This window comes from Spirulina subsalsa CS-330 (genome assembly GCF_028330765.1).
Lineage (GTDB): Bacteria > Cyanobacteriota > Cyanobacteriia > Cyanobacteriales > Spirulinaceae > Spirulina > Spirulina subsalsa_A.
In genome coordinates this window covers 1-15,677 of record NZ_JAQMTY010000196.1, presented here as the reverse complement: position 1 = coordinate 15,677, position 15,677 = coordinate 1, and the positions used below count along the sequence as shown (strand labels likewise).

The following is a 15,677-nucleotide window of genomic DNA, read 5'->3' as shown; positions in this document are numbered from 1 at the left end:
AGAACAGGGCGCGGCTATTGCGGCGGGTTAGGGGCGGGCGATTCGATGGCTAAATTTCGCCGCCCTAGGGTGCTGACGGTGAGCACTTGGGGGGGCGTAGCATCGGGAGGATAGAGGAAATCCACTTGGACATCGCGGCGATCGCCCGGTCGTAAACGCACCTCAATCAACGGTTCCGCCCGTTGTCCCTGCCTCTGCACCAAATGAAAATAGCGTTCTTGATCCCGACCGAAATCATCCCGATACCGGAGACGAACCGAACCCCGGAAAAAGATCCGATCTTCCGGGGGATTGAGAAACACGAGGCGATCGTCGAGATGACTTTTCTTTAACGGGGTTTGGACGGTCACAAAGACCGTTTGCGTCCGGTTTGTATCGTTATGAAGGGGCAATTTGAGGTTGTAATGCACCGCATAATTGCCATGGGCCCGCAGGGCCGTATCGGAGTAGCGCACGAGCATCGGCGCACTTTGAATTTGCTCCGTGCCGTGGGTTCCGGTGTCGGTGGTACTGAGGGGGTAGGAAAAGGATTCGCCCGGTTGGGGGATGGTTAAGGTGTTGCCATTGGGTTGATCGGTCAGGGTGGCGTTCCATTCTGATCCCACAGAAATCCCGGCAACACGGCCATAGATATAGCGTTCCGTTGAATTGGACGGGGCGCGATCGCGCGGTGTGGCCAATCGTCCCTGGGTTAAGAGATTTTGCCAATCCCGCATGGTGGGCGGGTTATAGGTGACTTTCGTGACAGGTTCTTCATTGGTGGGATCGTTGAGATCGAGCACGGACGTATATTCGGGCATTTCGTAGAGTGCCAAATTTGCCATATACACCGGCCCGCTACTTTCAAGCCGCATCAAGGTCGATCGCGCACTACTCACCGGAATCGGCATCACCACTAACATCCGCAGTTCCCGCGGCCGGAGCACCAGTTGATTGGGAAAATAGGGTTGATTAACACCACGAATCACATCCCCCGCGAGGCGAGATCCGGGCCCAGAATAAATCGAGCCATAGGGGTCTTCGAGTTGGGCGGGCAAGTCAATGAACGGGGCATCGTGGGAGTTAAGATAACTCACCGCTTGATGCACCTGGAGCGTGACCGGACGGGACGAAGCATTGTAAACCAGCACCCCTTGGTAAAGGGTGAGCCGTTCCCCTGCGGGCCGAGAAATGTGGTGGGAGAAAAAGTCGAAACGACCCTCTAAGGGTTGATTGAGGTGGGCTTGGGGATGGGTTGTGCCGCTGCGGGGAAAGGTGGAGAGTAGGATACCCGCACTTTCGATGACTTCTGGACTGTTGCTATTGAAGACCGGAACATTATCGAGTTGTCCCGGCAGGGGCCGAACATCCTGCTGTTCAACTATATAGCGTTGTGCGGGCGGTGCAGGGGATACGAAGGCAGCGGGCGCTTGAGCGAGCAAAACAGGATACATCAATGGCAGCATTTAAGGATCGCTTCTCCTCGCGTTCAATGTCAGTGGGTAATTTGCTTAAATTAATCTAACACCAACTGTTTGCACCCGGTTGGTCGGCGTTTCAGGGCGGTTTTGGAGAGTAGGGTGATGACGATCGTAACCTGATGTAGCCTGTGCTGAAGATACCACAAGACTCGCGTTGTCTTTCAGCCTGGGTGATTTTTTTTCGTTGGGTGTTTGATCAGGACTTCAAATCTCGATGGGATGGGGAGAGGGCGCGATCGCCCTGGCATCGTTTCCCATCTTTCTCAGAACCAATTTTAAAAACGCCACATTTGTTACAACGAATGAGACAGTTCAGGCTACAATTCCATGATGGTGTGAGTAAGTATATATAACTAACTTTAAAACATGATGCAACCTGCCTCTTTACCCCAGCTTGATAGTGATGCCGTGAAGGCTAATGTCCGAGCCTACAATCCTGATCAACAGTTAAAGTATCTCCATCTCGAAGCCGAAGTGGAAATGCTCATCCAGCAGTTGCAAACCCTGAAATCTCGTCAGGCCGTCGGTGCGGGTTGCGATCGCTAAGGCGATATCCCCCCCCGTTTAAGATTCATCCTTTGCTTTTTTTGACTCCGGCGATCGCTCTTTAGGGCGGTCGCCGTTGTTTGGGGCGATCGCACCATCTCAGGGACGCGGGGATCATCGCAAGATCAGGCGGTGAGCCAGGAGCGGAGGAGAGCGGCGACGAGGCTGGGCTGTTCGAGGTGGGGCAGCACGCCGGTCTTGGGGATGGTGTGCAGGGCGGCGATCGCCCCCGGATTCAAGGCGGCCAAACGACGACCGATCGCGACGGGGCTGAAGCGCGATCGCGCCCCCCAGACAAAGGTAGTAGGGACGGTGAGGGCGGGGATATCGGCGGCTAAATCGAAGTAAAGATCGCCGCGTAAAAAGGCGAGGGCGGCCACATCGGCGCGGGGTTGAGTCGCAGCGGTGAGGTAGGCGGCCACCATTTCCGGGGTGATGCGATCGCGATCGGCAAAGAGAAAATTTTCCAAGGCATTGCGCACCGCCCATTCCGTCGTTGCGCCGAGGGTGTAAAGCAATTGGTCAAGACCGGGGAGGTTGATCACCTCGACGGGCAGGCGGCGCGGGCTGGCCTCGGCAAAATCCCGAAACCCCGACGGACAGACAAGGAACAGCGATCGCACCTGTGCCGGGGCTTGATTTGCCACCCGCACCGCCAAAGCGCCTGTGATTGAAGAGGCGGCGATCGCGATCGGTTCGGTCGTTACCGCCGCGATCAATGCGAGGATCATCCCCTCGTAATCTGCCGGACTGTAGCGCCGTTCCGGGCGACTCGATGCCCCCCACCCCACAAGATCCGGCGCGATGATTTCATAGTCCATCGCCAGGGCGCTATATACCTGCGACCATTCATAGGCCGACGCACCCCCGCCGAAACTATGGAGAAACAGGAGGGGCGATCGCTGGCCGTCGCGTGGCCAGGGGGCCCCGGTTTGGGTGTAGTAGGTCATCGCACCGAGGGAGGTGGCGATCGTGCGGGGGCCAAAGCCCGGCGGTTGAAATTGTAAGAGAGAATTCATTCGTGATGTAAAGATTGGGGCGGAGCAATTTGGGGAGCGGCAGCGGGGGGCAACTCATGGCGGCGCGATCGTAAAAAATACGTCATCATCTCGCCTTTCCCTTTAATCGCGATCATCCCCCGTGCTTCAAGATCGTAACGCGCCGCCAACTGACGATACACCACCTCCGAAACTTGAATTTTTCCCGGCACACCATGGGATTCCATCCGACTTGCCGTGTTCACCGTATCCCCCCAAATATCATAGGCAAACTTCGTCAAGCCAATCACCCCCGCCACCACCGTCCCGGCATGAATCCCAATCCGCAAACTTAAATCCCGTCCCGTTTCCCCATTCAACTCCACTAAAACCCGCTGCATATCTAGGGCCATTTCTGCCATCACGTCACTATGATCCTCGCGGGGATTGGGTAAACCGGCCACGACTAAATAGGCATCCCCAATGGTTTTAATTTTCTCTAGATTATGGTGGGCCGCAAGCTGATCAAATCGCGAAAAAATACTGTTCAACAGTTCAACGAGATCATGGGCGGAAATCTGACTCGATAGCTCCGTAAACCCCACAATATCCGCAAATAGAACCGTCGTATCGGCAAAGGTATCGGCGATCGTTTGGTGGTCATTTTTGAGGCGGCAAGCGATGCGATCGGGCAAAATATTGCGCAACAACCCTTCCGATCGCTCCTGTTCAATGGTGAGTTTTTGATAAGCGCGGCGAATTTCCGTTTGGGCTGCAAATTCTGCTTTGGCCGTGCGTTCAAATAAATACACCGACAGCGTCGCCACAAAGGACACCATACTCAGCGTAAAAATCCAACTCGGCGGCGAAGTCCATTCTTCCGGATACCACATCACCATCCGTCCGGTGACGATCGCAAACGCACATTTAATCGCAAAATATAGGCCATAGGTGAGGATATGACATAAACAATGCAACTGCCACCGCACCGGAATCAAGGTGGATTGCAAAAAGAAGACCAGCACCCAGTTAAAAAAGTCATCTAAAATATCAAATTGCCGCCCCCCCATGGCCGCTTCGGCCAGTTGTTCCACCAGGTTAATCGAGCCAGAATAGCCGAGAAAAATGAGATTAATCTGCCAATTTTGGTGGCTCAACCGCAGCAAAATGAGGTTCGTAATTAAGCTAACTTCAACCCAAAGATCCGTAAACCACCAGCCGGGGAGGGGCTGACCGGTGATCATGTTCTGCACAAATCGGGGCGTGGTCATGCAAAACAGAATGGTCAGGGAAATGGCGAACACCAGAAACAGCCGCCGCCGAAAAAAGCTGTATTGCCATTGCTCATAGGTGTGATCGGGGGCGAGCGATCGCTGTTCTAGGGCACTCAAAATCCGGCGCAGGGTGCGGGATAGGAAGGTGAGCAATGCGGGGTAAGCCATGGAAGTGCAGCAAAACAGAGGGGTTATTGTCTTCTTCCACCTATTGTCGGCTAGAATCCGTGCGACCTGTCCCTCTGGGTGAATCTGTTATGGTATCTAGCAAGATTATGGAAATCATCACAATTCAGGGAGATTAAGCGAGGGGTTGAGGATGAACGATCGCACACACACTAAATTGACCATTGATCAGGTGATGACGGCGGGAGAGCGGGCCTTTGAGCGGGGTCGGTATGCTGAGAGTATTGAATGGTTTGAGCAGGCTTTGGCGCGGAGTTATCCCACGGCGCGGAAGGGGGGCGAGATTCAACTCTGGCTGGTGAATGCGTACCAATTGATGGGGGAAAACCGAGAAGCGATCGTGCGGTGTGAAAAGCTCCTGCTCCATCCTTCCCCCTTGATTAAACAGCAGGCGAAAAACTTGCTCTATATTTTGCGTGCTCCGGTGTTGCAACGTCCGAAGGAATGGATGACGGAGATCCCGGATTTGGCGAATTTATCCGATAGTGAGCGGCGCGATCGCTACGTCCCCCCCAAAACGGAGAATGACCGGAAACGGGCCCAAAAACCCGTCATTGAAGAGATCGACCTCAGCCAAGTCAATACCCAAGATAATCAATTTGTGGGGGTGGCATTGGTGCTGATTCTGGTGATTCTCGGTAGTTTATGGTGGTTGAGTTAAGCCACGCGGGTTGATCGAATGTTGCAACCCAGGGGATCAATGCCAGTGCCCGATCCCCGTAGATGCCAGATTCACGCCGCTATACCTCTAAATATTTTGCTTGTCGCTAGTGAAACTTCTCCACTACCATGAACGTAGCTTAATGATGTTGAGCCTTTGGCGATATCACGACGCTATTGTTTTTGCCAAACACTATGGTGGGTATGAGTTCTGAACAATATTCCAACTCGGATCACTCCCCTCACGAGTTTGCTCCAATTCCTGATCCGTGGGAAGACTCCACTGAGACAGAGCAGCCATTGTCCGTGCCGCCATCGTCCCCTGAGGCTGCTCGCCCCCCGGTGGAGCCGGTGAGCCAGCCGATCCCAGATTCCCAAGACCCGCCATCGGATGATTTGGAGATCACAGAGGATCTCTTTAAAGGGTTGCTGATCGATTTGGATGAACTGTTGACCCACCATGATTCGCGATCGCTGGGTCGTGACCCTGATGATGTGGAAACCATTGACGACGATGCCGCCGCGACGTTAACCCAACGGATTAGCAAGTTTCAGCCGATTGATTCCTCTGCTCAGTCTCCCTCAGCAGCGGCGGCAACGGAGGATGATGCCACTCCCCACACCGCAGCATCACCGCCACCGCCCACCGTGGTAACGCCTACACCGGAATCTGCCCCGGCTGATGATCTGTCTCCTGTGGAGGCGGATATCTCGGATCGGGAGATTAATGATGTGATGGATTTGTTGGTGGATACCTTCAATATTGGGCGATCGCCTCAGGAGGAGGGTCATGATGATGCCACGGAGTTGGATCTGTTGGCGGCGGACTACGATACATTGATCCCACCAGCGGCGATGGAGTCATCGGAACCAGCGATCGCATCCTTGGATGCGGATGATTTCACAGGGATTCCGACGGTGTCGGCGGCTGAGATTAATGCCATGTTGGGGATCGATGGCCTAGTGTTCGAGCAAACCCAGGGGAACGGTGATGAGAATGGCCATGCTGGGGAACCGTCGGATGTTGCCCAGGAAAGGACAGAGCCGGACCCCCCGCCGGAACCCACGGCAGTTGAGGAGCGCGATCACACGACCTCAACCCCTCCCCCGGAACCGGAACCGGAAGCCACCCCAGAACCGGAAACCCTCGCACCCATCGAATTAGAGGACAGCACAGCGGCCGAGGAGCGCGATCGCCCGGTATCGGACGCACCGCCCGCACCAGTTGCCCACCTTGACAATCCCACCCCAGAGGCGATCGCACCGGAGGCTCCTGACCCCACCCCAGAGGCGATCGCGTCCGAGGCTTCTGAGGAATTGGACGGATTTGAGGCCAACGAGATCCCCCCCGCCACGCCCAAAAGCTTTGAGGAGGAAATTGAGTATGCCCTCCAAGATTTTGCGGCGATGATTTTGCCCAATGAAGTCGATACGCCGTCCCTGCAAAATGGCCAGTCTCAGCCGCGCGATCGCGCTTCAGCCTCCCGTGTGCAATCCCTCGAAGCCGAACTAGAGCAGCAATTACGCGAGTTAATGAACCCCTCGCCCCCCACCACGCCCCCAGCCGCTGCCCCCACCCCCCCCGTCCGCAAGCGCGTCTTGCGCAAACCGCCACCGCCGCCGCCCCGTCGCCCCCAATCCTCCCCCAAAGCCTCCCCAACCCCATCCCAACCATCCGCAGAAGCCTCCCTCGCGGAACTCTTTCGCGCCCCATCGGATACCATTCAAGACCCCCTCAAAGACATTCGGCAGTTTCTCCTCGACAATAACCCTCCTCCCACCCCCAAAACCGCCAAGCCGGAACCCGAAAGCCACGAGGCTGATGCTGACCCCATCGTCTGGCCCGATCCGGATGAACTGCTGGCCTCGTTAGGGTTAGCGAGTTCCGAATCCCCGCCGCCTCGCGAGTCAGAGGCAACCCCCGACCCCCAACCCCCCGAAATCGCCCCCCCGCCAGAAGTTTCCCCGGCGGCGGCATCGAACCCACCCCTGGACGAACCTGCACCCCTGGCCGCCTCAAACCCACCCCTGGATGAAGCGATCGCCATTGAAGAAGGCGCTCTCGCCCGGCTTGAAGATAAAGTGGCGGCCCTCGAAAAACAGGTCTACGAGCCGACGGACATGATTAATCCCCTCGTGCCGTTGATGGTGCAGTTGCTCAAGATGAAGGTGGGCACGTCTCAGGACATGGTACGAGCTATGGCCACGCCGATTTTGGATGAGATGATCACTGAGCGTGCCCATGAGAATCGTGATGCGATGGCGAAGGCGTTGGGGGATCTTGTGCCCTTGGCCATTGAGCAGCAAATCCAGCACAATCCTAAACGGATTGCGAAAGCGATCGGCCCGGAGGTGGCCTCAGCGATTCAGGAACAGGTGCGCCTTGAACGGGATGCGATCGCGACATCCCTGGGCCCGACGATTGGTCGTGCGATTAAAAATCAAATTGAATTGGAACGCGATTCGATGGTTGATGCGCTCTATCCCGTGATTGGGAGTACGGTGTCGCGTTATATGGGCGAGGCGATTCATGCGATTAATGCCAAGGTGGAAACGGCGTTTAGTGTGGATGGGTTGACCCGGAAAGTCCGGGCCCGGATGCAGGGGGTGAGTGAAGCGGAGTTGATTTTGCAAGAATCCATCCCGGTGACGGTGCAGGCGATCTTTTTGATTCATAAAGCGTCGGGGCTGGTGATTGCGGAATTACAACCGGAGCATGAGCATCATTTGGAATCGAATATGGTGGCGGGGATGCTGACGGCGATTCGGAGTTTTGTGAATGATTGCATTGCGCAAACCGGGACGATTTCCGAACTCAGTGAAATTGAGTATGGCGATTCGCGGATTATTTTGGAGGTGGCGGGGTATTGCTACTTAGCGGTGGTGGTGAAGGGCAGTCCGACGGCGGCGTTTGTGAAGAAGATTCGGAAGACGTTGGCGGGATTGTTGCAGCAGTATGGCACGTTGATTGAGGAGTTTGATGGTGATCCGGATACGGTGCCGGAGGAGTTGTCGGCGAATCTGGCGAAGCTGGGCCAATCGACGGTGCAGAAGCAGAAGAGAGGATCGCCTAAAACGCTGTTGGTGTTGGTGGGGGCGATCGCAGCGTTGATTGTGATGCCATGGCTTTATTTCCAAGTGCGGGGCTTTTTTAATCATCGCTTATCTAGTCAAATTACGGCGGCGATGACGGCGGAGTTGGATGGGGTGGCCTATACGCCTCTGGTGTCGGAGGTGGAGGGGAAAGCGGTGAGCCTGAGCGGGCGTGTGCCGTCGGAGCAGTTTAAGGAGCGGGCGGGGGCGATCGCTCAAGACCTCGCGCCGCATCGTACCGTTGAGAATAATATTCAGATCGTGGCTGCACCGCCCGATCCGGTCAATGTGGCGACGATGATCCAAACGGTGACGGCCTTGCTCAATCGCTATCCGGGTGTTGATATTCGAGCGTCCTATCATCCGGATGGGGTGGTGCTGACGGGGAGTTACCGCGATCGCGGCGATCGCCAAGACATTCTCGAAGCCTTCAAGGCCCTGCCGGGTATTCCCCAAGTGGATGCCGATGATCTGCTACCCCAAGCCCTGGCGGGTCGGATTTATTTTGATCGGGATTCCGCCGAGATCAATGCCACAGAAATTGCTGATAAAATTGTCCCGATCAGCGAATTTTTGCGCAATAATCCAGACCTCCGGGTGCGGATTACGGGGCATGTGGATGAAAGTGGCGAACGCAATCAAAACCGGGAGTTATCGTTTCAGCGGGCAGCGGTGGTCAAAGATGCGATCGCAGCCCAGGGGATTGATCCGGATCGACTCGAAGAAGCCACAACCCTCGAAGCTCCCCCCGGAGTCACCAAAACCGAAGCCGCCTGGTTAAGTCGTTGCGCCCGCTTTGAACTGATCACCCCTGAAGCAGAATCGTGATCAATCGCTCGGATTTTCCATTAACATCAGTCTCATACCCCTGGTTGACTGACTTGATCGCCCTCACCCCCAACCCCTCTCCCAGAGGGCGAGGGGAGCCAATCCATTTTTCCAGTTCCCTCTCCCCTAGGGGAGAGGGCTAGGGTGAGGGCTTTCCGGGATCTGGCTAATTTTGTCAGTCAACCCGCTCATACCCAATCATAAAACCCATAAAATATCAGAAAACTTGATGGCGATTTCAAAAAAAATTTGTTTGGTCGGAGATTTTAGTGTCGGAAAAACGAGCTTAATTCGACGGTTTGTCGATGATCAATTTAGTGATGAATATCTGTCCACTGTGGGGGTGAAGCTCTCGCGGAAGCTAGTAGACGTAGATGCCACTGCCGACAATGCTGCCCGTCAAGTGGAACTGTTGATTTGGGACATTGAAGGGCAAACCCAATTTAAAGCGATCGCCCCGAGCTATCTCCAAGGGGCCAAAGGCGCGATTATCGTTGCCGATGTCAAACGCGATGACACCCTCGTTCATCTCCAAAACCATGTCGATCTTTTCTTCAAAATCAACCCAAAAGGAACCATCATCATTGCCCTCAACAAAGCCGATTTGGTGACTCCCACTCTCCTGGCAACTCTTCTGGATAAGTATGCACTGCAACGGCATAATCCGCGTGTGATTGACACCTACGCCACCTCTGCAAAAACCGGTCAAGCTGTGAATGTGATTTTTAAACAATTAGCCACTGCAATCTTAACTGATCCATGAGGCTCTTTCTCTAGCCAATCCCATCTCCATTTATGGACTACTTGATTTGTGATTCTGACTGGAAAATTCAAGAGCTTTCTCTCGATCTACAGGATCTACTCAGGGAAGAGATTCAACCCCGCCTCAATGGTGATATTCGGAACGTTTTACCCGAATTAATTGGATTAGAAGAATTGATGATCACAATTATTCAGGGAGAATGCCCCCGTTTTGAGATCGAAGGTATCCAGCGAACCTCTCGATATTTTGACCTGTCCCTGATGCCATATCCCCAGGCCACAACTCCTCAGTTACTGGTGACGGTGTGTGATACCACCGAAAAAATGATCCTGAAGCAGGAACTCGGTCAAGTGGCGAAAGAGGCCGAGCTTGCTCTTTATACCTTGTCGAGGGCCAAAAGCTACATTGATCAAGTGATGCAGGTGATCAGTGATGTGCTGATTGTGACGAATACGGCCGGACGGATGAAGTATGTGAACAAGGCCACCGAAGAATTGTTTGGCTGGACGGCGGCTGAGTTACTTCATCAACCGTTGACCATCCTGTTTGCGGATTTTCCGAGGGTGATTACAGGTCAGGAGGCCCGCAGTGAATTTCCGGTGTGGCTGTTGGGGCGGGATGTGGAGGTGATCTGTGTGACGCGGCGGGGGGAGCGTTTAATGGTGGCGTTTTCCTGTACGCAGTTAAGGGTGGGTCATTCGGTGGCACCGGAATATGTCTGCGTTGGGCGGGATGTGACATTGCGGAAACGAACGGAGGCGCGGATGTTGCGCCAGAGCCAGCACGATCGCCTCTTGGGGGAAATCACGCGCAATATTCGCCAATCGCTGGAGTTGGATCAGGTGTTGCAGACGACGGTGCAGTTGGTGCAGCAGTTGCTCCATTGCGATCGCGTCTTTATCCTCAAAGCGGAGAATCATATTCAGGGCAAAGTGTTGCACATGGCCTGCCCCGATTGCCAGGATGATTACATCGGCCATCGCTATCGTCTCCATTGGCACAACTCCCATCTCACCCTGCAAGCCCTGCATTGTGATGACTGCGCGCCTCCGATTCCCTGGGAGGAGCAAGATCTCATTTTTACCCTCTTTAACCAATCTCAATTTTGGGGCAGTTTGGTGATCCAGCGATCGCACAGTCCTTGGACTTCGGAGGAACTGTATCTGTTGCGGCAATTGGCGGATCAGGTGTCGATTGCCATTGATCAAGCGGAACTGTATCGACAGTTGCAGCAGGCCAATGAGGCGCTGCAAGCTCAGGCGGATTCGGATGCGTTGACGCAGTTGGCGAATCGGCGGGCATTTGAGGCACATTTACGCCGAGAATGGCAATTGGCGATCCGGGAATCTACGTCGCTCTCGATTATTTTTGCCGATGTGGACTATTTCAAGGCGTATAACGATTATTACGGTCATCCAGAGGGCGATCGCTGTCTGGTCAAAATTGCCCACATGCTCCGCAAGTCCGTGCAACGACCGGCGGATGTGGTGGCGCGTTACGGCGGCGAAGAATTTATTGTGTTGTTGCCGAATACCCAGAAAGAAGGATTAATGCATCTGATGGAAAATATTCGACAGGCCATTGCTAATCTTCAAATTCCCCATGTGCGTTCTCCCATTACAGACCATGTTACCCTCAGTTTGGGGGGGGCAACGGAGCAGCCTCAACCCTACAGCGACTCCCAAGCGTTAATTTTGCACGCTGACCAAGCCCTCTATGCTGCCAAGTCTCATGGTCGAAACTGTGCAGTGCTTTGGTCATCCATCTGCTAACCCATCTATGAATGTTTTTGATCAGACATTGATTGTGCCGCCCCATATTTGCTATGTCGTGTTTGATGGTGCTGGGCAGATTGTGAATCATTCCCCGACGGCGAGTTTAGATCATTGGTGGGATACCTCTGTGCCGCTGTTGCACACGGATATTCGGGATCATTTTCCGGAACTGTATGGGTGCGAAGATGTGTTTATGGCGATCGCTGCCAACGAGATGCCCCATTTCGCCCTCAACGGGATCACGCGCACCACTGCCGACGGTCAAAATCTCTATTTAGATCTTCATGTTCAGGCGACCCCCAGCACCGCCGCCGCTGACCCCTATTTGATTCTTTTTATTGAGAATGTCTCGGCAAAAATGCACCTTGAACAGGTGTTAGTGCAGAGTACGAATGAGTCGAACTTGCTACTCAATGCGTTAACGGCTTCCAAAAACTACATTGATCGGATCGTGACGGCGATCGCGGATGCTCTGATTGTCACCACACCCGATCAGACGATTAAAACCATTAACCACGCCACCGAAATTCTCTTTGGCTACACCCAAGCCGAACTGATTGATCAACCCCTGTCACGATTGATTTTGAATGCCGATCCTCTCTTTGCCGAACTCACCGCCACCATTCAAACCGAGGGAGTCCTGTCGCGCAATATCGAAGTGGAATGCCAAACCAAACAGGGCGCTAAACTCAACGTCGCGTTTTCCTGTTCCTTAATCCAAACCGAAGCCCAAGGGGAATCGGATCACCGCCTCACCCAAGATATTGTCTACATTGGCCGCGACATTACCGAACGCCATCGCACTCAGCAGCGGTTAGCGGCTCAATATGCGATCGCCCGCATCCTCTCCGAATCCATCTCCCTCGAAGTCGCCACCCACCGCATTCTCCAAGCGATCGGCGAAAACCTCAACTGGGATGTCGGGGAATTTTGGATTCCCTACACCACAGACGAGCGCAAACCCATCGCCCAAGACCTCGAACACACCACCTGGGATCAAGATGGCAACCCCTGCCCTGCCCCCGTCCCCCGGCTCCAGCGGGTTGATTTTTGGGTAGAGTCCAGCCCTAATGCCTCGTTTCAATCCTTTTTACAGGGCATGGTGCTCGTGGAAAATGCCGAAGGCGTTGGGTTTGTCGGGCGCGTCTGGTCAGCCGGTCGCCCTCAATGGATCACAACCCTGCAAACCGATCCAGACTTTGGGGCGCAATCCCTCATCGTGCAGTCCGGCTTGAATACCGCCTTAGCCTTTCCGTTACAGAGTGGCAGTGAAATGTTGGGGGTGATGACCTTTTTTCGGGAGGAACATCTCCCCCCGGATCACAACTTACTGCAAATGATGGGAGCCACGGGTAACCAACTCGGACAATTCATTAAACGCAAGGAAGCCGAAATGGCCCTGCGCCAACAGCAGGAAAAAACGGAACATTTACTCTTGAGTATTTTGCCTCAAGCGATCGCCGAACGCCTCAAAGCCCAGATCACCACCATCGCCGACAGCTTTGAAGAAGTCACCGTCCTCTTTGCCGATCTCGTCGGCTTTACCCAACTCGCCGCCAACCTCCCCCCCATTGAACTCGTTGAACAACTCAACGTCATTTTTTCAGAATTTGATGCCTTGAGTGCCAAATACGGTGTCGAAAAAATCAAAACCATTGGCGATGCCTACATGATGGTGGCCGGACTCCCCACCCCCCGCGCCGATCATGTCGAAGTGATCGCCACCGTCGCCCTCGAAATGCAAACAATTATTAAACGTATTAACCAGACCACCCCGAAACATTTTGACCTCCGGATTGGCATGAATACCGGGTCTGTAGTGGCGGGAGTGATCGGGACAACAAAATTTAGTTATGATCTGTGGGGCGATACCGTCAATATCGCCAGCCGCATGGAATCCCAAGGCCTACCGGGTCACATTCAAGTCACCGAAACCATCTATCATCGGCTCAAAAATCAATATATTCTCAGCCCACGGGGTGTGATTCCGATCAAAGGAAAAGGCCAAATGAATACCTATTTACTCCATGATCACCGCCCCCCGGCAAACCCTGAACCCGCCCAAAATCCCCCTTAACTATTATTGACATTTAAGACCCCTAAAATTAGCTAGGCTGAACCTATATGCATTCAAGGTCTTAATCATGCGCTCAGGTCTTATTCCCTCTCTTTCTCGCCTGAATTGGCCCGCCCTCATTCTATTTACCCTCGGCTTTTGGTTGAGCGGGAGCTTACTCCTTGATGGTGTTATCATTCCTAGCCTTTATGTCTCTGGCATGATGATGCAAAGTGATTTCGCTAGTGCGGGATATGTTCTCTTTGAAGCCTTCAATCATCTTGAACTGATTTGCGCGGCCTGTGTCCTCACCGCTTGCCTGGCTCTATGGTCAAGCCATAGCCTCACCCAGCATCAAGAGCGGTTATTTGTGGTGGCGGCAGGGGTGTTGTTTGCGATCGCCCTCCTCTACACCTACGGCCTCACCCCCCTCCTCAGCAGCGTCGGCATCCACCTCGATTGGCTTGCCCCCACCGCTAACCCCTTCTCCGGCTCGATGCTCACCATGCAACTCAGCTACTGGGGTTTAGAAGTGATCAAATTCATCGCCGGGTTCAGCCTCGTCCGCTGGTGCTACCGCGAAATGATGCACCACACCTAACCCGCAATCCCCTTTCAAGCATCAAGGCGGCCGAGTTCACCCCCGGCCGCCTTGAGCATTGAAAACAATCAGGACAAGGATTCAGCCTTGCCCAACTGCCCTCAAGTTCAAGACCCACGCGATCCGATTTGGTCAGAAATACCGCGCTACGATAGAACCACGCAATCCAGGTTAGATCATGGTTTTTAGCGAATCCTTTACCCCTTTGCCCGATCACACGCAACTGCCCTGTGAGGACGGTACATTTGTGAAGAATTTTCAGGAACATCCCCAAAGTATCTTGTTAACGGAATCGATTCGTCCTGTCCTCGATCGCGTCCATCCCGATGGTCACTATTGCATCGGTCAAGACAGCGGCATTTATTGGCGGATCACAGACCCACCCCAACGGGGAGCCGAAGCCCCCGACTGGTTTTATGTGGCGAATGTCCCGCCCACCTTAGACGGCCAAGCCCGTCGTTCCTATGTGCTGTGGCAAGAGATTATGCCGCCGGTGATTGTGATTGAGTTTGTGTCCGGGACGGGAGCAGAAGAGCGGGACAAGACCCCTTGGACGGGGAAATTTTGGGTCTATGAAACCGCAATTCGCCCGGCCTATTACGCGATCTATGAAGTCAAAAAGGCTCAGGTCGAGGTGTATCAATTGGTATCTAATCGCTACCGCCTGATGCCAGCCAATCCAAGCGGACGTTTCCCCATTGAGGAATTGGAGGTGGAATTGGGCATTTGGCCGGGCATTTACCAAAATATGGATTTGCCCTGGTTGCGCTGGTGGGATGCCACGGGTAGCCTGCTGCTCCATGGCGAGGAACAGGCGAAACAAGCGGAGGCTAAGGCTGAACAGGCGGAGGCTAAGGCTGAACAGGCAGAGGCTAAGGCTGAACAGGCGGAGGCTAAGGCTGAACAAGAGCGCCAAAAGAATGAGCAACTGATGGCGAAGTTACGCGAATTGGGGGTTGATCCGGAAAGTTTGGCGTAACGTTGGCCGGTGGGTGCGATCGCCCCCATCAGCATCCCCATGCACTACACCGGGTAGCGTCTCACTCAGCATCACCGAACTGTCCATGCTAAACCTTGCATGTGAGTCGATTCAACGACCTTTGGATGTGGATCAATCGGCTTGATTATCCCTCTTAATTTAAGCTGCACATTTGAAGGGTTGATAGCACGGGGAAATAACTTTGACGATTTTTTGGGTTGCTCAAGATGTAAAACGAGGTGTAACCGTTGACCCCTTGCCACAGCTTCAGCAAACTGTTGTTCAGACAAGTCTGATGCATTGACTTTGGCAGGCAAGATCGCTGCAAGTGTACAGAAAACTTTCTTGGCTACTTCTTCAGCTAAATCTATCGTTTTTGTCCGCTGCTGCCGCCTGTAGTCTTTGACTTCAATCAACCATACAACCTGACCTTCAATCGCAATCAAATCAACCGCCTTAATCCCAGACCACATCTTAGC

12 protein-coding genes are annotated in these 15,677 nt (G+C 53.9%); 8 read left to right on the top strand and 4 right to left on the bottom strand.

Annotation, left to right across the window (positions count from 1 at the left end; translation table 11 throughout):
• Positions 1 to 14 precede the first annotated feature (14 nt).
• Positions 15 to 1,445, bottom strand: coding sequence for a DUF3370 domain-containing protein (locus tag PN477_RS13720; protein ID WP_272122152.1), 1,431 nt, complete (start codon positions 1,443 to 1,445; stop codon positions 15 to 17).
• Positions 1,446 to 1,826: 381 nt separating this feature from the next.
• Here PN477_RS13720 and PN477_RS13715 point away from each other — a divergent pair, with 381 nt between their 5' ends.
• Complete coding sequence (locus PN477_RS13715; protein WP_072622085.1) at positions 1,827 to 2,006, top strand: hypothetical protein; 180 nt, start codon at positions 1,827 to 1,829, stop codon at positions 2,004 to 2,006.
• Between the two features lie 125 nt (positions 2,007 to 2,131).
• Here PN477_RS13715 and PN477_RS13710 read toward each other — a convergent pair whose 3' ends face one another.
• Together PN477_RS13710 and PN477_RS13705 are read right to left on the bottom strand one after the other, a co-directional pair.
• On the bottom strand, positions 2,132 to 3,025 hold the full coding sequence (locus PN477_RS13710) for an alpha/beta fold hydrolase (protein WP_272122149.1): 894 nt from the start codon (positions 3,023 to 3,025) through the stop codon (positions 2,132 to 2,134).
• Positions 3,022 to 4,425, bottom strand: coding sequence for an adenylate/guanylate cyclase domain-containing protein (locus tag PN477_RS13705; RefSeq protein ID WP_272122147.1), 1,404 nt, complete (start codon positions 4,423 to 4,425; stop codon positions 3,022 to 3,024). Before PN477_RS13705 ends, PN477_RS13710 begins: the two co-directional genes overlap by 4 nt.
• Positions 4,426 to 4,576: 151 nt before the next feature.
• Here PN477_RS13705 and PN477_RS13700 point away from each other — a divergent pair, with 151 nt between their 5' ends.
• From PN477_RS13700 to PN477_RS13670, 7 genes are all read left to right on the top strand, one after another.
• Positions 4,577 to 5,104: a tol-pal system YbgF family protein gene (locus PN477_RS13700; protein ID WP_272122145.1), complete on the top strand. Its 528-nt coding sequence runs from the start codon at positions 4,577 to 4,579 to the stop codon at positions 5,102 to 5,104.
• A gap of 203 nt (positions 5,105 to 5,307) precedes the next feature.
• On the top strand, positions 5,308 to 9,024 hold the full coding sequence (locus PN477_RS13695; protein ID WP_272122143.1) for an OmpA family protein: 3,717 nt from the start codon (positions 5,308 to 5,310) through the stop codon (positions 9,022 to 9,024).
• A gap of 229 nt (positions 9,025 to 9,253) precedes the next feature.
• On the top strand, positions 9,254 to 9,787 hold the full coding sequence (locus PN477_RS13690; RefSeq protein ID WP_272122141.1) for a Rab family GTPase: 534 nt from the start codon (positions 9,254 to 9,256) through the stop codon (positions 9,785 to 9,787).
• A 32-nt stretch (positions 9,788 to 9,819) separates the two neighbouring features.
• Positions 9,820 to 11,559 carry a diguanylate cyclase domain-containing protein gene (locus PN477_RS13685; RefSeq protein ID WP_272122139.1) on the top strand — a complete coding sequence of 580 codons (1,740 nt, stop codon included), beginning with the start codon at positions 9,820 to 9,822 and terminating at the stop codon, positions 11,557 to 11,559.
• A gap of 7 nt (positions 11,560 to 11,566) precedes the next feature.
• Complete coding sequence (locus tag PN477_RS13680; RefSeq protein WP_272122137.1) at positions 11,567 to 13,639, top strand: adenylate/guanylate cyclase domain-containing protein; 2,073 nt, start codon at positions 11,567 to 11,569, stop codon at positions 13,637 to 13,639.
• A gap of 67 nt (positions 13,640 to 13,706) precedes the next feature.
• A complete protein-coding gene (locus PN477_RS13675; RefSeq protein ID WP_272122135.1) occupies positions 13,707 to 14,219 on the top strand; it encodes a hypothetical protein in 513 nt (170 codons plus the stop codon).
• A 178-nt stretch (positions 14,220 to 14,397) separates the two neighbouring features.
• Positions 14,398 to 15,198: a Uma2 family endonuclease gene (locus tag PN477_RS13670; RefSeq protein ID WP_417158819.1), complete on the top strand. Its 801-nt coding sequence runs from the start codon at positions 14,398 to 14,400 to the stop codon at positions 15,196 to 15,198.
• A gap of 71 nt (positions 15,199 to 15,269) precedes the next feature.
• Here the strand turns inward: PN477_RS13670 and PN477_RS13665 are convergent.
• Positions 15,270 to 15,677, bottom strand: a 408-nt coding sequence (locus PN477_RS13665) for a hypothetical protein (RefSeq protein WP_272147352.1), incomplete at its 5' end; no start/stop codon positions are given.